This is a genomic window from Pseudomonas sp. P9_31 (assembly GCF_034008235.1).
Lineage (GTDB): Bacteria > Pseudomonadota > Gammaproteobacteria > Pseudomonadales > Pseudomonadaceae > Aquipseudomonas.
In genome coordinates this window covers 5,637,945-5,659,072 of record NZ_CP125375.1, presented here as the reverse complement: position 1 = coordinate 5,659,072, position 21,128 = coordinate 5,637,945, and the positions used below count along the sequence as shown (strand labels likewise).

Sequence of the window (21,128 nt, the reverse complement as noted above, 5' to 3'; positions counted from 1 at the left end):
CGGATTTTTCGTCTATCCGGGCGTCATGAGCCTGCGTTAGTCTGACCGTTCTTTGCTGTCTGCCGAGCTTTCCATGCCTGACCTGCTTGACCGCTACCCGCTGACGGCGGGCACTTATCACGAACTGCTCGACGACAGCGGCGCGGTGCGCCCGCACTGGCGTCGGCTGTTCGACCAATTGCAACGCAGCACCCCGACACAACTGGTGCAGCGCCAGGCGTTGTTGACCCGGCAAATTCAGGAAAACGGCGTGACCTACAACGTCTATGCCGATCCCAAGGGCGCCGACCGGCCCTGGGAGCTGGACCTGTTGCCCCATGTGATTGCCGCCGATGAGTGGGAGCAATTGTCCGCCGGGATTGCCCAGCGGGCGCGTTTGCTGAATGCGGTGCTGGCCGACCTTTATGGCCCGCAGCGTTTGATCGCTGAAGGACTGCTGCCGGCCGAGCTGGTGTTCGGGCACAACAACTTTTTATGGCCTTGTCAGGGTATTTCTCCGCCTGACGGGGCCTTTTTGCATCTGTATGCCGTGGACCTGGCGCGCACGCCTGACGGTCGTTGGTGGGTCACCGCTGACCGGACCCAGGCGCCATCCGGTGCCGGTTATGCGCTGGAAAACCGCACCATCGTGTCCCGGGCCTTCCCCGAGTTGTACCGGGATTTGAAAGTGCAGCACCTGGCCGGGTTCTTCCGCACCTTGCAGGAAACCCTGGCTCGCCAGGCGCCGTGTGACGATGAAGCGCCGCTGGTGGTGGTGCTGACACCGGGTCGCTTCAACGAAAGCTATTTCGAACATTTGTACCTGGCGCGTCAGCTCGGTTATCCACTGGTGGAGGGCGGCGACCTGACCGTTCGTGACGCCACCGTCTACCTGAAAACCCTGAGCGGTCTGCGCCGGGTTCACGCGATCATGCGCCGCCTCGACGATGATTTCTGCGACCCGCTGGAATTGCGCACCGACTCGGCCCTCGGCGTGCCGGGGTTGCTGGAAGCTGTGCGCCAGGGCCGGGTGCTGGTGGCCAACGCCCTGGGCAGCGGCGTACTGGAGTCGCCGGGGTTGCTGGGCTTCATGCCAAGGATCAATCAGTTCTTGTTCGGCGAAGAACTGATCCTGCCGTCCATCGCCACGTGGTGGTGCGGTGAAGCGCCGGTACTGGCCCAGGCGTTGGAAAAACTCCCGGAATTGCTGATCAAACCGGCGTTTCCATCCCAGAGCTTCGCGCCGGTATTTGGCCGTGATTTGAGTGAAAAACAGCGTCGGGCGCTGGCTGAGCGCATGCAGGCTCGGCCTTATGCCTATGTTGCGCAAGAATTGGCGCAACTTTCCCAGGCGCCGATCTGGCAGGCCGAGGACGGTCAGTTGCAGCCTCGGGCCATCGGCATGCGGGTGTATGCGGTGGCCAGTCGTGATGGTTATCGAGTGCTGCCGGGTGGCTTGACCCGAGTGGCGGCCGAGGCAGACGCCGAAGTGGTGTCGATGCAGCGCGGTGGTGCAAGCAAGGACACGTGGGTGCTCGGTGAGCGGGCCCCCAGCGGCGAACAATGGAAAACCCAGCGCACCATCGGTGTTCATGACTTGGTGCGCCGCGATCCGTATCTTCCGTCGCGGGTGGTGGAGAACCTGTTCTGGTTTGGCCGTTATTGCGAGCGCTGCGATGACAGCGCGCGGTTGCTGCGGATCATGCTGGCGCGCTATGTCGATGGCGATGGTCCGCAAGCGCTGGAGGCGGCGGTCGACCTTGGTGAGCGGCTGCACCTGTTGCCCGACGAAGGCGAACTGCCGGAGCGCTTGCTCGCGGCATTGCTCGGCGATGACTGGCCGTTCAGCCTGCGTTCCAATCTGCAACGTCTGCAATGGGCGGCCTCGCAGGTGCGCGGCAAGCTCTCCCGGGAAAACTGGCAAGCGCTGGTGGAGTTGCAGCGCGAGGCCATGGAACTGGAAACCGAAGAGCCGGATTTCGGCGAGTTGCTGGATTTCCTCAACCGCTTGGTAATGTCCCTGGCGGCGCTGTCCGGTTTTGCCCTGGACGACATGACCCGGGACGAAGGCTGGCGTTTCCTGATGATCGGTCGGCGAATCGAACGGCTGCAATTTCTCAGCGGCAGTCTGGCGGCGTTTTTGCGCGGCGCCGGGGCTTTCGATCAGGCCGGGCTGGAGTGGCTGCTGGAGTTGGGTAACAGCAGCATCACCTACCGCTCGCGGTACCTGGCGGTGGCGCAATTGATCCCGGTGCTCGACCTGTTGTTGCTCGACGAGCAGAACCCTCACGCGGTGCTGTTCCAGTTGAAACTGGTGACCCGTACGTTGAAACGCTTGAACGACGACTTTGGCGCGCCGCGTGAGACAGGTCTGCCGCAGTTGGTGGAGCGGCTGGCGCGTTTCGATCTGGGCTGCCTGGAGAATTCGCTATTCGGCGAGGCCAGTGTCCGAGCCGCCATAGAGGGGCTGGCTGATCTGCTGCAAGAGATCGCCGATGCCAGCGGACAGGTGTCGGATCGCCTGGCCTTGCGCCATTTCGCCCATGTCGATGATGTCAGCCAGCGCACGGTGTCCGTCTGATGAATGCCCATTACCAGATTTTCCACGACACCCATTATCACTACGACAGCCCAGTGTCCCTGGCCCAGCAACTGGCGCATCTGTGGCCGCGAGCCTGTGCCTGGCAGCGCTGCACCGAACAGCAATTGCAGATCAGTCCCGAGCCGACTTCGCGCCGGGATGAGCTGGATGTGTTCGGCAACCCGCTGACTCGGTTGGCGTTCGAGCGGCCCCACGATGAATTACTGGTCAATGCCCGGCTCACCGTCGAAGTGCTGGCCCGGCCGTCGCTGGACTTCAATCAATCGCCGGCCTGGGAAGAGACCTGCAACGCGCTGACCTACAGCAGTCAGCCACTTTCATCCGAGTTGCTGGAAGCCTGCCGTTACCGGCTCGAGTCGCCCTATGTGCATTTGAAGCGCAGTTTCGTCGAGTTCTCCGAAAGTTGCTTTCCTCCTGGTCGGCCATTGCTGCTGGGTGTTCAGGCGTTGATGGAGAAGATCTTCAGCGAATTCACCTTCGATGCCGAAGCGACCCAAGTGGCGACGCCGCTGGTTGAAGTGCTGGAGAGGCGACGTGGGGTTTGCCAGGACTTTGCGCATTTGATGCTCGCTTGCCTGCGCTCCCGTGGATTAGCGGCGCGGTACATCAGCGGCTACCTGCTGACCCAGCCACCGCCGGGCCAGCCACGGCTGATCGGCGCCGATGCGTCGCATGCGTGGGTGTCGGTGTTTTGTCCGGTGCTGGGCTGGGTGGATTTTGACCCGACCAACAATGTGCAACCAGCGCTGGAGCACATCACCTTGGCCTGGGGCCGGGATTTTTCCGATGTGTCGCCATTGCGCGGAGTGATCCTGGGCGGTGGCAGCCACGATCCAGAGGTTCGGGTCACAGTAATGCCGTTGGAGTAACTGAGATCAAATTGTGGGAGCGAGCCTGCTCGCGATAGCGGTGTATCAGTCAAGTAACTGCTAAGTGTGCCGCCGTCATCGCGAGCAGGCTCGCTCCCACATGGGGATGTGCAAGTCAGTTCTGGAGGGGTATTTTCAGATTGGCCTGTGAGGGTCAGCAACATCGTTGCTGACCCTGGACACAGATCCGGTGGGCCTGATCAGATCATCGGGCCCTGAGGGTCTCAGGCGTCGGGCGCCTGATCTTTCGGTGCTTCAGCTTCGTCTGTAGCCACTTCGCCTTCGGTATCCGGGTTCAGTGCTGCTGCTTCTTCTTCAGCTGTAGCTTTCTTGCGCTGAAGCTTTTCCTCTTTCTTCTGCTCCTTGGCCAAGTCTCTCTGACGTTTGGCGAAGGAATAATTAGGTTTAGCCATGGGCGATCCTCTGGGGTCGAAGGTGAGGTTGAGCGGCGCATATTCTGCCCTGTATCGATGCCGAGCCGTTAGCTGGGTTTTTGCTCGGTCCATTTTGGCGGTACCGAGGGTTGCCAGGCGTCCAGTGCTTCGAGCAGGGTTTGCGGCGATTCGCTCATTTGCAGCATGTCACGGTGCGCTTCGCGAACGAAGCCTTCGCCGACGATATGATCAAGAAAAGACGTCAACTTGCTGTAGAAACCGTTTACTTCCAGCAAACCCAGCGGTTTGCCGTGATAGCCGAGCTGGCCCCAGGTCCAGACTTCGAACAGTTCTTCCAGTGTGCCCAGACCGCCAGGCAGGGCGATGAAGGCATCGCTGAGTTCGGCCATTCGCGCCTTGCGCGCATGCATGCCGTCGACCACTTCCAGGCGGGTCAGGCCGCTATGGCCAATTTCCTTGTCCTTGAGGCTCTGGGGGATGATCCCGATCACCTCACCACCGGCCGCCAGTGCGGCGTCGGCCACAATCCCCATCAGCCCGACGGCGCCGCCACCATAGACCAGGGTCAGCTTGCGCTCGGCCAATGCTCGCCCCAGGGCGACAGCCGCTTCACGATAAGCCGGATTGGTGCCGGTGCTGGCACCGCAAAATACACAAACGGATGCTAAAGGCATGCCTTACTCCACGGTCATCGGTGCCACAGAGTAAAGGCAGGTTTGCATCGTTCCAAGGACTAAACTTCGTGTTCAGGTGTTTCGTAAGTACCGCTGGCACCACAGGCATAGGCGGCGAGCAAACTGCTCAACAAACTGTTGAAAGACATGACAGACGCTCCAGATGAGAGATGACGGCCCTGATGATAGGGCCATGCCAGGCGTCTGGCTGGTAGATTGTTTCGATGAGTGTCATAGCCTGAAAGTTGTATACAATTTTTGATTCAGGTCATAGGAACTTGCGAAGATTTCAGGCAGTCTTCTGCCCATTCGCACTTTTGTTAACCCTGCCTTGGAGATTCACCATGTTTGCCAAACTTGTTGCGGTATCCCTGCTGACACTGGCCAGCAGCCAATTGATGGCTGCCGAGTGCAAGACGACCATCGACTCCACCGATCAGATGTCCTTCAACACCAAGGCCATTGAAATCGACAAAAGCTGCAAGACGTTCACCGTTGAACTGACTCACTCCGGCAGCTTGCCGAAAAACGTCATGGGTCATAACTGGGTGCTGAGCAAAGAGGCAGACATGCAGCCGATCGCCACCGACGGCCTGGCCGCTGGCATCGACAAGAACTACCTGAAAGAAGGCGATGCCCGCATCATCGCTCACACCAAAGTCATCGGTGCGAAGGAAACCGACTCGGTGACGTTCGATGTGTCGAAGCTCGATGCTGCGGAAAAATACGGCTTCTTCTGCTCGTTCCCGGGCCACATCTCGATGATGAAAGGCACTGTTACCCTGAAGTAAGACGGGCTGCCGCGTTATCGTTCTTCGCGAGCAAGCCCGCTCCCGCATTTGATCTGTATACACCGCAGACCCAGTGTGGGAACGGGCTTGCTCGCGAATGGGCCTTCGGCATCGACAAATGCTCAGCTCAAGCCAAAGAAAAGCCCGCTGAGGATCAACTCCTCAGCGGGCTTTTTCGTTCATTCACGGCTCACGGCGCAAACGGCATCACGCGCTTGTGATGAGTCTTTTTATACGTATCGCAAATGATCTTGAACGCTTCCTCGCGCACCGGTTCGCCGTGCAGGAAGGCGTCGATCTCGGCGTAGGTCACGCCGTGGGACGCTTCGTCCGGTTTGCCCGGCGACAGGTCTTCGAGGTCGGCGGTCGGGATTTTTTCCACCAGCGGCTCCGGCGCGCCGAAGCTACGGGCAATCGCCCGGACCTGATTTTTCACCAGGCCGCTCAGCGGTGCGAGGTCGCAGGCGCCGTCACCGAACTTGGTGAAGAAGCCCATCACGGCTTCCGCTGCGTGGTCGGTGCCGATCACCAGGCCATGAGCTGCGCCAGCGATGGTGTATTGCGCAACCATGCGCATCCGCGCCTTGGTGTTGCCCAATACGAAATCCACCGAGACCGCCTGTTTGCCTTCGAAGGCTGCCACTTCACCGGCCAGGGATTTCACCGCCGGGCCGATGTTAACCGTGTGGCGCTCGTCCGGGGCGATGAAGTCCACCGAGGCCTGGGCGTCGTGTTCATCGAACTGCGTTTGGTACGGCAGGCGCACGGCGATGAACTTGTAGCCGTTATCACCGGTACGCTGGCGCAGTTCACGCATGGCGCGTTGGGCCAGGAGGCCGGCGGTCAGGGAGTCGACGCCGCCGCTGATGCCTAGCACCAGCGTCTTGAGCCCTGAATTGACCAGGCAGTCCTGAATGAAGGTAATCCGACGGGCGACTTCAGCCTCGAGGGCGAGTTGATCCGCGAACGGCGGTTGGACCTTGAGCTGTTCAGCAATCTCACGCTGTACGGCTTGCATGAATTCACTCCTTGCTTGATGTACTGGAAAGGGCGGCAGGTACTTGGAAAACGTGTCGCAAATAGGCGACGAAATTCGGGTCTTTGCAGTGAGTCTTGCCAGGCTCATCAGAAATCTTGGCCACCGGTTGGCCGTTGCATGCCGTCATTTTAAGCACGATGCTCATCGGTTCGACACCCGGAATATCGCAGGTCAGATTGGTACCGATACCGAAGCTGACATTGATCCGACCGCGCAACGCCCGAAAAATCTCCAGAGACTTGGGCAGCGTCAGGCTGTCGGAAAACACCAGGGTCTTGCTCATCGGGTCGATGCCCAGCTTGTGGTAGTGGGCGATGGCTTTTTCGGCCCAGAGCACCGGGTCACCGGAATCGTGGCGCAAGCCGTCGAAGAGCTTGGCAAAGAACAGATCGAAATCGCTGAGGAAGGCATCGGAGGTGATGCAGTCGGTCAGGGCAATGCCCAACAGACCACGGTACTCGCGGACCCAGCAATCGAGGGCGGCAATCTGGCTGTCGATCAGCCGTGGGCCGAGTTGCTGGTGGGCCATGATCCATTCGTGGGCCATGGTGCCCAGCGGCTTCATATCCAGCTCCCGGGACAGGTGCACGTTGCTGGTGCCGACGAAGCGACCGGGGAAGTCATGTTTGAGCACGTTCACCACTTCTTCCTGCACGCGGTACGAGAAGCGACGGCGAGTGCCGAAATCGGCTACCTGCAACTCGGACAATTCGTCGGTGCTGGCGTTGGCGGTCAACCAGTCGAATTTGCGATAGAGCTGCTCGCGGGCCTGTTCCAGGACAATTTCCCGGTAGCGATAGCGGTTGCGCACTTCGCTGACCATGGCCAGCAACGGCACTTCGAACAGAATCACGTGCAGCCACGGCCCGCGCAGGCGGATGAACAACTCGCCGTTTTCAATGCCGGTGTGGATATAGCGCAGATTGAAACGGAACAGCCCGAGAAAACGCAGGAAGTCCGGTTTCAGGAAGCTGATGCGCTCCAGGAAGCTCAACTGATCGGCGCTCAGGCTCAACTCGGCCAGACGCTCGATCTGGAAACGGATCTCCGCCAGGTACGGGCGCAGATCCTCGCTGTTACGGCAACGAAACTCCCATTCGACTTCCACGTTAGGGTAGTTGTGCAGCACCGCCTGCATCATCGTCAGTTTGTAGAAGTCGGTGTCGAGCAGGTTCTGCACGATACGATCGGCAAACACACTCTCGCTCATAACGGGGTTCTCCAGGCGGGCCGCGGCCCGGGGCAGCGGCGTTGCAGCTGTTTCAATGAATGGGGCTAGTGGCGCATATCAGCGGTGAGGATTGCCAGCTTTTTTTGTGTTCATGCTGGAATAATCACATGTTGCTGGCACCTTCATATGCAAACACCTGCGACTCCTCAGTTATCTGCTGTTGCCTCGAGCGCTGCCTGGATGACGAGCGCCAGGCTTTCCCAACTTCTTACATAGCCATCCAAGTGGGAGTGACGAGGAATAAGCCCTGTTTCAATTGCCTTGATCATTGCTGCTTTTATCATTTCATGAGTCGCTGATTTGGCCATGACTTACAATCCTTTAAATGTTATTTGGTCCAGCGCGTCGACACCGTCCTGTAGCAATAAATAGGCTGGAAGTATCAGGCGGAAAAAGTCAGCGTCATTAGTGTTTTTAACGGTTACAGAGGTCAGCGCCTCTAAAAGGCTCGTTGCGGCGCGTATTCTGAAACAGGCATCTTCAAATAACAGGTGGGATGCGACCTGTGAGTCTATATAAAAAGTTGGAATGTTAGATGCGTTGGATTTAAGGGGCTGGTAGCGATTCATAGACGAACTCCTTGAGCGCGCTTGGGTTATGAGGGCGAGAGTAATTATTTTTTTTGGGGGGGTGATGATGTTGCCTGGGCATTGCTTATCTGCTGAACCATCGCATAAGTGCAATGGCTCAGCGTTCATTGAAATTTATGCGATCTGAGCTTTAGCTGGAGGCCGATCCGCACAAACAGGGTTCTTCGGCGGGAGAGGATTTGTTATCGCGGGCCAAGCAATCAAATCGAGATCCAGATCGCTGAATTTGCTTGAGTCAAAAACAGGGTTTTTTATTCCTACGCGACGTTGCTCATCATAGTCGCCCAGGATTCGCATACAGACGTTGAATAGCAGTGTCATCGCAATAAGGTTAACCAAGGCCAAAAATGTCATGGTGATGTCTGCAAACGCGAGCACCGTGGAAAGGTCTTCAACCGAACCCCAAAAGACCAGCATCAATACGGATATGCGGTACGCAATTAATGATTTATGGGGCGCCGCGAAGATGAATCGTAAACTGTTCTCTCCCAGATAGTAGTTGTAGAGCATTGCCGTGAACACAAACAAGGAAAGTACCACGCTGATGAACATCCGGCCCCAATCGCCTACTACCTCAGCCAGTGAGTTTTGTGCCAACGCAATGCCGTCGCCTTCGAAACCGGGAGCATAAAAGCCGGAAAGCAAAATGATCAACGCGGTACACGTGCAAATAATGATGGTGTCGATGAAGACACTGAACGCTTGCACCACGCCTTGTGCTATCGGATGGGCGATTTTTGCCGCAGAGGCGACGTTAGGCGCACTGCCCAGCCCTGCTTCATTGGAGAACACTCCGCGCCTCACCCCCATCATGATTGCACTGCCCACCAGCCCGCCAAAAGCCTGATCCAGTCCGAACGCGCTTTTGACAATGCTGAGCAGCACTCCGGGGACCAGGTCAATTTGCAACACGATCACGTAAAGCGTTACACCGAAATAGACGATAACTTTAAGGGGAACCAATAAATCGGCAACCGCCGCGATGCGCTTTATACCGCCCACGAACACAATGCCCAGTAACAGAGACAGCGTGAGTCCGGACCATGTCGTCGATAAACCAAAGGCATTGTTGAGAGAATGCGATACGGCATGGGACTCAAGGCCATTGATGGCAAACCCGAAGGTTACCAAAAGCAGGAGCGCAGCAATCGTTCCAAGCCAGCGTTTGCCCAGGCCATGCTGGATGTACCAGGACGGGCCCCCACGATATTGACCGTTTGCATCGCAGCGCTTGTAGAGTTGACCCAGCGCGCATTCGAAAAAACTACTCGACATCCCCAATAGAGCGGTCATCCACATCCAGAACACTGCACCGGGGCCGCCCATGCTCACGGCAATGCCGACGCCAACGATATTGCCGGTTCCGACGCGGCCGGCCAGGCTGAGCGTCAATGCCTGCAATGAACTCAAGTGATGATTGCCGGTATGCCAGTTCCCGCGTAATACCGAGATCATGTGGATGAAGTATCGGAGCTGGACAAATCTTGAGCGGATTGTGAAATAGCTTCCCAGCCCAAGAACTAAAGGTATCAAAACCTTGCCGGAGAGAAAGTCGTTGATGATGTCAAGCATTCAAAGCTCCTTGCTATTTAGAGTGCTGGCGAATTTATGGTGTAGCAGGTCCTGAATCTTTCAGGAACCGTAATATCCGGTCATCTATCGTTGCGCGCAATTTCGCAAGTTGGTTAAAAATGATGCGGGTTGATGCTATGTTCGAGTCTTCTGGCACTATTGTGATGGGTTTGTATGTCTGATTTTTTTTCGGCTAACTTAAGGCTGCTGTGTAGTCACTATCGATCCGTCGCGGAAGTCTGTAGGAAACTTCGAATTAATCGTGGGCAATTTAATAAATATCTATGCGGAAATAGCCTTCCCACACCTTTTAACCTTAAACGGATCTGTGATTTTTTCGGAGTCGAAGAGTTCGAAATAGGTTTGCCGACAGAGCAATTCATCATTCTTATCGGCGCTAAAGCAAGGCGAATCAGTCCGTCCAGCGAGGTGACGGCACCGCAGCGGATGCTTGATCACCTTCGGCAACAGTCTTCGTCGCAGCTAAAAGCCCACACGGGTTACTACTACGAGTACTACCATGCAATGACAGAGCCCGGTTCCGTTCTGTGCTCCCTGGTGCATATGTACGAGGAGGGGCAGCATTTCGTATACGAACGAAATGAACGCTTACAGATAACTGGGACGGATGGGGAGTTTGAGCGGTATCGATACGTGGGGATTGCCTACTACTTACAGGATCGCTTGTTCCTCATCGATTATGAGTCGCTGACGTCCAACGAGATTAGCCAAACCATTCTCATCCCGAGCTTCAAAAGCTGTATTACTCGACTCAATGGCTTGAAGATGGGCGTTTCCGCAGGTGACCATCGTACTCCTGCGTGTTCGAGGGTGGTTTGGGAGTATCTTGGACAGCAGATCAATCGAGTCAATGCGTATCGCAGGGTGCGGCTTTACAGAATGGATGATCCCGCCATCGATGATGATGTGCGCGCTCGTCTCGCTCAAACCAAAGTCGTCGATGGCCGCTTTGTTATTGCGTGACGCCATGATGAGTCTGACAACCGTGTTGCCGGTTTTAGGGCCGCTACGCAGCCCAACGGGGGCAAGCCCCCTCACCACAGAGGTTGCGTGATATTTCAACTTTGCGGCGCATCCGGATTGTCCATCTGCTCCAGCATCCACTTCACAAAATCCCGCACCTTGGGCACTTCCGCCGAATGCTCCGGATAGGCCAGGTAATAGGCGTCGGTGCTGGGCATTGCATGCTGCCAGGGAATGACCAGTTTGCCGTCGGCCAATTCCTCTTCCACCAGAAACTTCGGTAGCAGCGCCACGCCGCAGCCGACCTGGGCAGCACGGATGCACATGTAGAACGTTTCGAAACGCGGGCCGTGGTAGCTGTGTTCGGTGTGGTAGCCCTGGCTGTCGAACCAGTCGTGCCAGGCCTGGGGGCGGGAAGCGTTTTGCAGCAGGACCAGGTCGGTGAGTTGGGTCGGATCGGTGAACGGCGTGTCTGGCAGACTGCCCGGGGCACACACAGGAACAAGCTCTTCGCCAAACAGCTTCAGGCATTCGGTGCCGGGCCGTGAGCCCTGGCCGAAGTAGAACGCCAGGTCGCTGCGACCTTGCAGCAGATCGTCGGCTTCCTGTTCGCTGCACAGGTCCAGATGAATTGACGGATGACGCAGGCGCCAGCCTTTCAAGCGTGGCATCAGCCAGCGCGCACCGAAAGTCGGAGGCGTGGAGACGCGCAAGACTTCGGTGTCACCGCCGTAGGAACGCAGGTAATGGGTCGACATTTCAACTTGGGTGAGGATTTTTCGCACCTCTACCAGGTACAAATCCCCTGCCGGGGTCATTTGCAGACGTCGACGCACCCGGCGGAACAGCAGGTGCTGCAACAATTCTTCGAGTTGCGCGACCTGTTTGCTGACGGCGCTCTGGGTCAGGTTCAGCTCTTCGGCGGCCCGGGTGAAGCTCAAATGCCGGGTCACGGCCTCGAAGCACTGCAGCGCAGTGATCGACGGCAGGTAGCGTTTATTCAGCATTGGTTTTCCTTCTTCTTGTTTCTCTCGATGCTCTTTTTTACCGGCAGATTCGCAGCATGAATAAACGGAATGATATCTCTCTTAAAGGTCGTTTGTTGGGTAACCTCGGGAGCGCTAAAACTACAGGTCTCATCAGTCGAATTAATCCGGCTGCACGTTTTCTGTTTTTTGCTTGAGGAGTGACCCATGGTTGCCGCATTGCTTGATCGTCTTGGTGTAAACCCGGCCCTGTACCAGAACGGCAAAGTGCCGGTGCATTCGCCGATCGATGGCAGCCGGATTGCCTCCGTGAACTGGGAAGGCGCTGCTGAAGTCGAGCAGCACATCAGTCGCGCAGATCATGCGTTCGAACTGTGGCGCAAGGTGCCGGCGCCGCGCCGTGGCGAATTGGTGCGCCAGTTGGGTGACATCCTGCGCGAGTACAAGGCCGATCTGGGCGAGCTGGTGTCCTGGGAAGCGGGCAAGATCACTCAGGAAGGCCTGGGTGAAGTTCAGGAAATGATCGACATCTGCGACTTCGCGGTCGGTCTGTCCCGTCAGCTGTACGGTTTGACCATTGCCTCCGAGCGCCCTGGCCACCACATGCGCGAAACCTGGCACCCGCTGGGCATCGTTGGCGTGATCAGCGCCTTCAACTTTCCGGTTGCCGTCTGGGCCTGGAACGCGACGCTGGCGCTGGTCTGCGGCAACCCGGTGATCTGGAAACCGTCGGAGAAAACCCCGCTGACCGCGTTGGCCTGCCAAGCGCTGTTTGACCGCGTCCTGAAGAATTTCAGCGACGCCCCGCCGCACCTGAGCCAGGTGATCATCGGTGGTCGCGATGCCGGCGAAGCTCTGGTTGATGATCCGCGTGTCGCGCTGGTCAGCGCCACTGGCAGCACCCGCATGGGCCGTGAAGTGGCGCCGAAAATCGCCGCACGTTTTGCCCGCAGCATTTTGGAACTGGGCGGTAACAACGCGATGATCCTCGGCCCAAGCGCCGACCTGGACATGGCCGTACGGGCGATTCTGTTCAGCGCCGTCGGCACTGCCGGTCAGCGTTGCACCACCTTGCGTCGCCTGATCGCCCACGAGTCGGTGAAAGAAGAAATCGTCACCCGCCTGAAAGCCGCTTACTCCAAGGTGCGCATCGGCCATCCGCTGGAAGGCAATCTGGTCGGGCCGCTGATCGACAAACACAGCTTCGACAACATGCAGGACGCGCTGGAGCAGGCCTTGAGCGAAGGCGGCCGGGTGTTCGGCGGCAAGCGTCAGCTGGAAGACAAATTCCCCAACGCTTATTACGTCTCGCCAGCCATCGTCGAAATGCCGGAGCAGAGCGATGTGGTGTGCAGCGAAACCTTTGCGCCGATTCTGTACGTGATCGGTTACAGCGAGTTCGAAGAGGCGTTGCGCCTGAACAATGCCGTGCCACAAGGCCTGTCGTCGTGCATCTTTACCACCGATGTGCGTGAAGCCGAGCAGTTCATGTCGGCGGTGGGCAGCGATTGCGGCATCGCCAACGTCAACATTGGCCCGAGCGGCGCGGAAATCGGCGGGGCGTTTGGCGGTGAGAAGGAAACAGGCGGTGGTCGTGAGTCCGGTTCGGACGCATGGCGCGGGTACATGCGCCGTCAGACCAACACCGTGAACTATTCGCTGGAGCTGCCGTTGGCTCAGGGGATTACGTTCGACTAAGTGCATCCTTTGAACCCATGAAGAACACTGTGGGAGCGGGCTTGCCCGCGATGGCAATCTGTCAGTCACTCAGATGATGAATGTGCTGACGCTATCGCGGGCAAGCCCGCTCCCACAGGGGAATGGTGTGTTGGTTAGGTTTCTGATTGGAGTCTGGCAATGCCGTTACGCGAAGAATGTCTGTGGGAAAAACTGACGCCGCAAAGGCCCGACAATGCGGCGCTCAAGGGTGAGGTGACGGTGGATGTCTGCGTCATCGGTGCCGGTTTCACCGGCCTGTCGGCGGCGGTGCATCTGCTGGAACAAGGTAAAAGCGTCTGTGTGCTGGAAGCCCATCGCGCCGGGCATGGCGGTTCGGGACGTAACGTCGGGCTGGTCAACGCCGGGATGTGGATTCCACCGGACGAAATCGAAGCCGGTTTCGGCGAAGCGGTCGGCAGTCAGCTCAACCGCATGCTCGGTGCGGCGCCGTCGCTGGTGTTCAGCCTGATCGACAAATACAACATCGATTGCCAGTTGCGCCGCGAAGGCACGCTGCACATGGCGCATAACGCACGTGGCGAGGCGGATCTGCGCAGTCGCGAAGCTCAATGGAAACGTCGCGGTGCACCGGTGGAGTTGCTCTCCGGAGCTGCCTGCGAACAAGCCACGGGCACCCAAAAGATCGCCGCCGCGTTGCTCGATCGGCGCGCCGGCACGATCAACCCGATGGCCTACACCACGGGGCTGGCCAACGCGGCCATCGGTCTTGGCGGTCAGCTGTTCGATCACTCCCCGGTCACCCGACTCGAACGTCAGGGCCAGCGCTGGTCGGTGCAGACCGCCCAGGGTTCGGTGCTGGCCGAGCAGGTGGTGATTGCGTCCAACGCCTACACCGAAGGCGACTGGACAGCGCTGCGGCGCAACTTCTTCCCCGGTTATTACTATCAAGTGGCTTCGGTGCCGCTGACCGAAGACGCCGCGCAACGGATTCTGCCCGGTGGCCAAGGGTCCTGGGACACCCGGCAGGTGCTCAGCAGCATCCGTCGCGATGCCGAAGGGCGGTTGTTGCTCGGCAGTCTCGGCAATGGCAACCAGAAACCGACCTGGTTCCTGAAAGCCTGGGCCGACCGGGTTCAGCAGCATTACTTCCCCTACCTGAAACCGGTGGAATGGGAATGCACCTGGACCGGTTGCATTGCCTTCACCCCCGATCATTTGATGCGCCTGTTCGAGCCGGCGCCGGGTCTGGTGGCCGTTACCGGTTACAACGGCCGGGGCGTCACTACTGGCACTGTGGTCGGCAAAGCCTTTGCTGATTATCTGTGTAACGGAAATCCTCAAGCCCTGCCGATTCCCTTCGCACCCATGCAGCCATTGGCGGGTGTGGGATTGCGCAGCTGTCTGTACGAGGCCGGATTTTCGCTGTATCACGCAGGCCAGTGCCTGCGGATCGTTATTTGATTGTTGAAATGTGTTGCTGGAAGCGGCGCTTTTTCGCGAAGCGGCTAGCCTGTAAAAGGTGCGGGTTGTAGCAGTTGCGCACCAGCAGTGTGCAGTTCGGTGACGCAGGCTGTTACAGGCCGGTTGCACATCGTTTGGTGCTGCGGTTGCAATGATGGCTCATACGGGTTGCGCCTTTTAAAATAAATGGTTTCACCTCGCGCGGTTTAGACGGTTGCACACCCAATGAAAAAGGGTCCGAAACAGTCGAAATAACAATAAAGCAGCGACTTTTTTCAGAATAAAAAACCGATGGCACGGCCCTTGCTCTGAGCATTCAGTGAAGTCGCAGTGCCAACTAAAAAAAACCTTGGAGCACCACCTCATGTCCCAGACGTTTTACAAGAAAGGCTTTCTGGCCCTCGCAGTGGCAGCTGCGTTGGGTGTTTCTGCGTTTGCACAGGCTGATGTGAAAATCGGTGTGGCGGGTCCGATGACAGGCGCCAACGCGGCATTTGGCGAGCAGTACATGAAGGGTGCACAGGCAGCGGCCGATGCGGTCAATGCCGCCGGCGGTATCAACGGGGAAAAAATCGTACTGGTCAAAGGCGATGACGCCTGCGAACCGAAGCAGGCTGTGACGGTCGCCAAGGACCTGACCAATCAGAAAGTCGCCGGCGTGGTCGGTCACTTCTGCTCCTCGTCGACCATTCCGGCCTCCGAGATCTACGACGAAGCGGGCATCATTGCGATCACTCCAGGTTCCACCAACCCGCAGGTCACTGAACGCGGCCTGGCCGCCATGTTCCGTATGTGCGGCCGTGACGACCAGCAAGGCATCGTTGCCGGCGACTACATCGTCGACGTGCTCAAGGGCAAGAAAGTCGTGGTTCTGCACGACAAAGACACCTACGGCCAAGGTCTGGCGGATGCCACCAAGGCCCAGTTGGCCAAGCGCGGCGTAACGCCGGTGCTGTACGAAGGCCTGACCCGTGGCGAGAAAGACTTCAGCGCCGTGGTAACCAAGATCCGTGCGGCCGGTGCCGATGTCGTCTATTTCGGTGGCCTGCACCCGGAAGCCGGTCCACTGGTTCGTCAACTGCGTGAACAGGGCCTCAAGGACGTCAAGTTCATGTCCGATGACGGCATCGTGACCGACGAACTCGTGACCACCGCCGGTGGCCCACAGAACGTTGATGGCGTGTACATGACCTTCGGTGCCGACCCACGCCTGCTGCCAGACAGCAAGACTGTGGTAGACGCCTTCCGCAAGGCCGGTACCGAGCCTGAAGGCTACACCCTCTATGCTTACGCTTCGGTTCAGGCCCTGGCTGCCGGCTTCAACGGTGCCAAGTCCAACAAGGGCGACGACGCCGCCAAATGGCTGAAAGCCAACAAGGTCCAAACCGTGATGGGCGAGAAGACCTGGGACGCCAAGGGCGACCTGAAAGTCTCCGACTACGTGGTTTACCAGTGGGACAAGGACGGCAAATACCACCAACTGGAAAAACAGAAGTGATATGAGCGTGTGACCGGCCTGTGGCGAGGGAGCTTGCTCCCGTTGGACTGCGCAGCAGTCCTGTTTTAGGGGATGCTTTGCGACCCAGCGGGAGCAAGCTCCCTCGCCACAAAGATTGTGTTCACCGCTATTTAGCTGACTGGTATCCGCCAGAAGGCTCGTCTGTCTTTTCTCGTAGAGCTGCACACCAGCGTGTTGCACCGGCGGCTGAACCGCGGTCTGTTGCAACTGGCTTCTGTGCAGTCTCTCAAGTGCGTGAGATTGCGTTATGGATGGTATTTTCCTGCAGCAACTGGTCAACGGCCTGACCCTCGGGTCGGTCTATGGCCTGATCGCCATCGGCTACACAATGGTCTATGGCATCATTGGCATGATCAACTTCGCCCATGGCGAGGTTTACATGATCTCTGCGTACCTCGCGGCGATCAGTCTGGCTCTGCTGGCTTACTTCGGTATCGAATCCTTCCCGCTGCTGATGCTCGGCACGCTGGTCTTCACCATCATCGTCACCGCGGTGTATGGCTGGGTCATCGAGCGCGTCGCCTACAAACCGCTGCGCAACTCCACCCGACTGGCACCGCTGATCAGCGCCATCGGTATTTCGCTGATCCTGCAAAACTATGCACAGATCAGTCAGGGCGCCCGCCAACAGGGTGTACCGACACTGCTGACCGGTGCATGGCGCGTTGAAGTCGGAAGCGGCTTCGTTCAACTCACCTACACCAAAATCTTCATTCTGGTCGCCGCATTCGTCGGGATGGGCCTGCTGACCTATGTCATCAAGTACACCAAACTCGGCCGCATGTGCCGCGCTACCCAGCAAGACCGCAAGATGGCTTCGATACTGGGGATCAACACCGATCGGGTGATTTCCTACGTGTTCATCATCGGTGCCGCGATGGCGGCCCTGGCCGGCGTGCTGATCACCATGAACTACGGCACGTTCGACTTCTACGCGGGCTTCGTCATCGGTATCAAGGCGTTCACCGCGGCGGTACTCGGCGGGATCGGCTCACTGCCCGGCGCCATGCTGGGAGGGATCATTCTCGGGATCTCCGAGTCGTTGTTCTCGGGGCTGGTCAACTCGGATTACAAAGACGTTTTCAGCTTCTCGCTGCTCGTGCTTGTTCTGGTCTTTCGGCCTCAAGGCCTGCTCGGCCGTCCTCTTGTGTCGAAGGTGTAAGCGATGTCTTCAACCACTAAAAAAACCATTGATGTCAAAAAAAGCCTGGTTGACGCGATTCTTGCCGGCCTGATTGCCCTGATTGTGTTCGGCCCGATTGTCGGCATTGTCCTGGACGGCTACAGCTTCAATCTGGAGCCGGTGAGGGTGGGCTGGATTGTCGCCATCGTCATGACCGGCCGCTTTGCCCTGAGCCTGTTTCTGCAAACACCCAAAGGCCTGAGAATTCTCGAAGGCTTTGAAAGCACCGGCTCTGGCGTTCATGTACTGGCGCCCGATTACAAATCCCGGTTGCGCTGGATCATCCCGCTGATGATTGTCATCGCCGTGGTGCTGCCGTTTTTCTCCAACTCCTACCTGCTGGGCGTGGTCATCCTCGGGTTGATCTACGTGCTGCTGGGCCTGGGCCTGAACATTGTGGTCGGCCTGGCCGGCCTGCTCGACCTGGGTTACGTGGCGTTCTACGCCATTGGTGCCTACGGGCTGGCGCTCGGTTATCAATACCTGGGGCTGGGCTTCTGGACGGTATTGCCTTTGGCGGCGATCACCGCCGGGCTGGCCGGGTGCATCCTGGGTTTCCCGGTGTTGCGCCTGCACGGTGATTACCTGGCCATCGTGACCCTGGGTTTTGGTGAAATCATCCGGCTGATCCTCAACAACTGGCTGACCCTGACCGGTGGCCCGAATGGTATGGCGGCACCGTTGCCGACGTTCTTCGGTATCGAGTTCGGCAAACGGGCGAAAGAGGGCGGAGTTCCGTTCCATGAGTTCTTCGGCATCGCCTATAACCCGGACGTGAAGTACTACTTCATTTATGCGGTGTTGTTCCTGGTGGTGCTGGCCGTGCTGTACATCAAGCACCGCTTGACTCGCATGCCGGTCGGTCGCGCGTGGGAAGCCTTGCGTGAGGACGAAATCGCCTGCCGCTCCATGGGGCTCAATCATGTATTGGTCAAGCTGTCGGCGTTCACCATCGGCGCATCGACGGCGGGTCTGGCCGGGGTGTTCTTCGCGACCTATCAAGGCTTTGTGAACCCGACGTCGTTCACCTTCTTCGAATCGGCACTGATCCTCGCCATCGTGGTACTCGGCGGCATGGGTTCGACCATCGGCGTGGTGATTGCAGCGTTCGTGCTGACCGTTGCCCCGGAACTGCTGCGCGGCTTCGCCGAGTATCGCGTGCTGCTGTTCGGCATCCTGATGGTGTTGATGATGATCTGGCGACCGCGCGGCCTGATTCGGATCAGCCGTACCGGTGTGACCCCGCGTAAAGGAGTAGCGCCATGAGTGAAGTCGTACTCTCGGTCGAGAATCTGATGATGCACTTCGGTGGCATCAAAGCGCTGAGCGACGTCAGCCTGAAGGTCAAGCGCAACTCGATCTTCGCGCTGATCGGCCCCAACGGCGCAGGCAAGACCACCGTGTTCAACTGCCTGACCGGGTTCTACAAAGCGTCCGGCGGGCATATCGAGCTCAACACCCGAGGCGTGAAAACCAACGTCATCAAGATGCTCGGGGAACCGTTCAAGGCCATCGATTTCGTTTCGCCGAAAAGCTTCGTCAGCCGGCTCCGCTACAAGATGTTCGGTGGCACGCACCTGATCAACCGTGCCGGTCTGGCGCGGACTTTCCAGAACATTCGCCTGTTCAGGGAGATGTCGGTGCTGGAAAACCTGCTGGTGGCCCAGCACATGTGGGTCAACCGCGGCATGCTGGCGGGCATCCTCAATACCAAGGGCTACCGCAAGGCCGAAAGCGATGCGCTGGACCATGCGTTCTACTGGCTGGAAGTGGTGGACCTGGTGGATTGCGCCAACCGGCTGGCCGGTGAACTGTCCTACGGTCAGCAGCGTCGTCTGGAGATCGCCCGGGCCATGTGTACCCGGCCGCAGATCATCTGCCTCGACGAACCGGCCGCCGGCCTCAACCCTCAGGAAACCGAAGCGCTGAGCGCGATGATCCGACTGCTGCGCGACGAGCACGATCTGACCGTGGTGCTGATCGAACACGACATGGGCATGGTCATGAGCATTTCCGACCACATCGTGGTGCTGGACCACGGCGTTGTCATCGCCGAGGGCGGACCCGAAGCGATCCGACACGATCCGAAAGTGATTGCCGCCTACCTGGGCGCCGACGAAGAGGAGCTGGTATGAGTCAACCGATCCTCGAACTGAAAGAGATCGACGTGTTCTACGGACCGATCCAGGCCCTGAAGAAAGTCTCGTTGCACATCAATGAAGGTGAAACCGTCAGCCTGATCGGCTCCAACGGTGCCGGCAAGTCGACCCTGCTGATGTCGATCTTCGGCCAGCCACGGGCGGCTGACGGGCAAATCGTCTATCAGGGTGTGGATATCACTCACAAGTCGTCCCACTACATCGCCTCCAACGGTATCGCTCAATCGCCGGAAGGCCGCCGGGTGTTCCCTGACATGACCGTCGAGGAAAACCTGCTGATGGGCACCATCCCGATCGGTGACAAGTACGCCAAGGAAGACATGCAGCGCATGTTCGAGCTGTTCCCGCGCCTCGAAGAGCGACGCACCCAGCGGGCCATGACCATGTCTGGCGGCGAGCAGCAGATGCTCGCCATCGCCCGAGCACTGATGAGCCGGCCGAAATTGCTGCTGCTCGACGAACCGAGCCTTGGCCTGGCCCCGATCGTGGTGAAACAGATCTTCGCGACCCTGCGGGAACTGGCCAAGACCGGCATGACCATCTTCCTGGTGGAGCAAAACGCCAACCACGCCCTCAAGCTGTCGGACCGGGCGTACGTAATGGTCAACGGCGAGATCCGCCTCAGCGGTACCGGCAAGGAACTGCTGGTGAACGAGGAGGTGCGTAACGCCTACCTTGGCGGCCACTGAGTTCTGCGTTGCAACAACGAGCCCCGACGAGCAATCGTCGGGGCTTTTTTCTATCTATGAAACGCCACTAACCCTGTGGGAGCGAGCCTGCTCGCGATAGCGGAGTGTCAGTCGACATGCTTTTCATTGACCCACCGTTATCGCGAGCAAGCTCGCTCCCACATGGGCGGTGTGCTTTTGGGAAATTGTGGAAAACAATATTCATGACCTCGCAAAGCGCGACATAAAGCCGCTGCAAATTGCTGTTTTGTCACGGTTTTGACTTGTCCCCGTTTGCTGTGGAGCTGGCTGTGAATAACGTGGGAGTAGCTGGCTGCAAGCCTTTGAATCCGTGGCTTGCAGAGGTGTGGTTGTTTTTTGATCAGGTGTTTTTGCTGGCCCTCGAGCCGGCGTTGTCAACCTGTTTATTATGGGCGAACACCGTATGAATCGAGGTGGACAAGCCTGTGGATAAGTCTGTGATTAAACTCTGGAAAGACTCGGCTGAGGGCCGTAGTTACTGGCTTGGCGCCATCGTCGGTTTGCCCGCTCGGTCGTGCGAATTGCCCGGGGCTACACAGCAGGCCCCCGAGGGTCAAGCAAAAAACTTTCTAATCTGCCCGCAAAGCCTTGTGGACAGCGGCTTGCAGCTTTTCCACTTGCCCCCGGAAACTGTGGACCGGCCTGTGGATAAGGTGCGCGTACATGGCTGCAACCCACGGCGCATATGGCGTTGCCAGCATTGA

19 protein-coding genes are annotated in these 21,128 nt (G+C 58.2%); 11 read left to right on the top strand and 8 right to left on the bottom strand.

Going from position 1 to position 21,128, the window contains the following annotated elements:
- The first annotated feature begins 73 nt into the window (after positions 1-73).
- The gene (locus tag QMK51_RS25595; RefSeq protein WP_320392414.1) at positions 74-2,560 is read left to right on the top strand and encodes a circularly permuted type 2 ATP-grasp protein; all 2,487 of its coding nucleotides are present in this window, start codon (positions 74-76) and stop codon (positions 2,558-2,560) included.
- Positions 2,560-3,450, top strand: coding sequence for a transglutaminase family protein (locus QMK51_RS25590; protein ID WP_320392413.1), 891 nt, complete (start codon positions 2,560-2,562; stop codon positions 3,448-3,450). Before QMK51_RS25595 ends, QMK51_RS25590 begins: the two co-directional genes overlap by 1 nt.
- A 224-nt stretch (positions 3,451-3,674) precedes the next feature.
- Here the strand turns inward: QMK51_RS25590 and QMK51_RS25585 are convergent, their stop codons facing one another.
- Positions 3,675-3,863: a hypothetical protein gene (locus QMK51_RS25585; protein ID WP_253546718.1), complete on the bottom strand. Its 189-nt coding sequence runs from the start codon at positions 3,861-3,863 to the stop codon at positions 3,675-3,677.
- 68 nt (positions 3,864-3,931) lie between these two features.
- Positions 3,932-4,519, bottom strand: coding sequence for a TIGR00730 family Rossman fold protein (locus tag QMK51_RS25580; RefSeq protein ID WP_320392412.1), 588 nt, complete (start codon positions 4,517-4,519; stop codon positions 3,932-3,934).
- Between the two features lie 344 nt (positions 4,520-4,863).
- Here QMK51_RS25580 and azu point away from each other — a divergent pair, with 344 nt between their 5' ends.
- Complete coding sequence (gene azu / locus QMK51_RS25575) at positions 4,864-5,310, top strand: azurin (RefSeq protein WP_258697808.1); 447 nt, start codon at positions 4,864-4,866, stop codon at positions 5,308-5,310.
- Between the two features lie 190 nt (positions 5,311-5,500).
- On the opposite strand, the gene nadE is transcribed toward azu, so the two are convergent.
- From nadE to QMK51_RS25550, 5 genes are all read right to left on the bottom strand, one after another.
- On the bottom strand, positions 5,501-6,328 hold the full coding sequence (gene nadE, locus QMK51_RS25570) for an ammonia-dependent NAD(+) synthetase (RefSeq protein ID WP_258697807.1): 828 nt from the start codon (positions 6,326-6,328) through the stop codon (positions 5,501-5,503).
- 4 nt (positions 6,329-6,332) lie between these two features.
- Positions 6,333-7,559, bottom strand: a complete 1,227-nt coding sequence (gene pncB, locus QMK51_RS25565) for a nicotinate phosphoribosyltransferase (protein WP_258697806.1) — start codon at positions 7,557-7,559, stop codon at positions 6,333-6,335.
- Positions 7,560-7,726: 167 nt separating this feature from the next.
- On the bottom strand, positions 7,727-7,888 hold the full coding sequence (locus tag QMK51_RS25560; RefSeq protein WP_156877841.1) for a hypothetical protein: 162 nt from the start codon (positions 7,886-7,888) through the stop codon (positions 7,727-7,729).
- A 3-nt stretch (positions 7,889-7,891) separates the two neighbouring features.
- On the bottom strand, positions 7,892-8,149 hold the full coding sequence (locus tag QMK51_RS25555; RefSeq protein WP_320392411.1) for a hypothetical protein: 258 nt from the start codon (positions 8,147-8,149) through the stop codon (positions 7,892-7,894).
- 135 nt (positions 8,150-8,284) lie between these two features.
- Positions 8,285-9,742 (bottom strand): alanine/glycine:cation symporter family protein, encoded by a 1,458-nt coding sequence (locus QMK51_RS25550; protein ID WP_320392410.1) that lies wholly within the window; start codon positions 9,740-9,742, stop codon positions 8,285-8,287.
- A 174-nt stretch (positions 9,743-9,916) separates the two neighbouring features.
- Between QMK51_RS25550 and QMK51_RS25545 the strand changes: the two genes are divergently transcribed.
- On the top strand, positions 9,917-10,726 hold the full coding sequence (locus QMK51_RS25545; protein ID WP_320392409.1) for a helix-turn-helix transcriptional regulator: 810 nt from the start codon (positions 9,917-9,919) through the stop codon (positions 10,724-10,726).
- A 95-nt stretch (positions 10,727-10,821) separates the two neighbouring features.
- On the opposite strand, the gene QMK51_RS25540 is transcribed toward QMK51_RS25545, so the two are convergent.
- Positions 10,822-11,733: a LysR family transcriptional regulator gene (locus tag QMK51_RS25540; RefSeq protein WP_320392408.1), complete on the bottom strand. Its 912-nt coding sequence runs from the start codon at positions 11,731-11,733 to the stop codon at positions 10,822-10,824.
- 186 nt (positions 11,734-11,919) lie between these two features.
- On the opposite strand from QMK51_RS25540, the gene QMK51_RS25535 reads away from it, so the two are divergent.
- The 7 genes from QMK51_RS25535 to QMK51_RS25505 all read left to right on the top strand — a co-directional run bounded on the left by QMK51_RS25535 (position 11,920) and on the right by QMK51_RS25505 (position 20,403).
- Complete coding sequence (locus tag QMK51_RS25535) at positions 11,920-13,410, top strand: aldehyde dehydrogenase family protein (RefSeq protein WP_320392407.1); 1,491 nt, start codon at positions 11,920-11,922, stop codon at positions 13,408-13,410.
- Positions 13,411-13,569: 159 nt separating this feature from the next.
- Positions 13,570-14,853, top strand: a complete 1,284-nt coding sequence (locus QMK51_RS25530) for an NAD(P)/FAD-dependent oxidoreductase (RefSeq protein WP_258697799.1) — start codon at positions 13,570-13,572, stop codon at positions 14,851-14,853.
- A 364-nt stretch (positions 14,854-15,217) separates the two neighbouring features.
- Positions 15,218-16,351 carry a branched-chain amino acid ABC transporter substrate-binding protein gene (locus QMK51_RS25525; RefSeq protein WP_258697798.1) on the top strand — a complete coding sequence of 378 codons (1,134 nt, stop codon included), beginning with the start codon at positions 15,218-15,220 and terminating at the stop codon, positions 16,349-16,351.
- A 268-nt stretch (positions 16,352-16,619) separates the two neighbouring features.
- On the top strand, positions 16,620-17,534 hold the full coding sequence (locus QMK51_RS25520; RefSeq protein ID WP_007939055.1) for an ABC transporter permease subunit: 915 nt from the start codon (positions 16,620-16,622) through the stop codon (positions 17,532-17,534).
- A 3-nt stretch (positions 17,535-17,537) separates the two neighbouring features.
- Positions 17,538-18,821 carry a high-affinity branched-chain amino acid ABC transporter permease LivM gene (gene livM / locus QMK51_RS25515; RefSeq protein ID WP_320392406.1) on the top strand — a complete coding sequence of 428 codons (1,284 nt, stop codon included), beginning with the start codon at positions 17,538-17,540 and terminating at the stop codon, positions 18,819-18,821.
- Positions 18,818-19,690: an ABC transporter ATP-binding protein gene (locus tag QMK51_RS25510; RefSeq protein ID WP_320392405.1), complete on the top strand. Its 873-nt coding sequence runs from the start codon at positions 18,818-18,820 to the stop codon at positions 19,688-19,690. The genes livM and QMK51_RS25510 overlap by 4 nt, the downstream gene beginning before the upstream one ends.
- Positions 19,687-20,403 (top strand): ABC transporter ATP-binding protein, encoded by a 717-nt coding sequence (locus tag QMK51_RS25505; protein ID WP_258697795.1) that lies wholly within the window; start codon positions 19,687-19,689, stop codon positions 20,401-20,403. The genes QMK51_RS25510 and QMK51_RS25505 overlap by 4 nt, the downstream gene beginning before the upstream one ends.
- Positions 20,404-21,128: the final 725 nt, after the last annotated feature.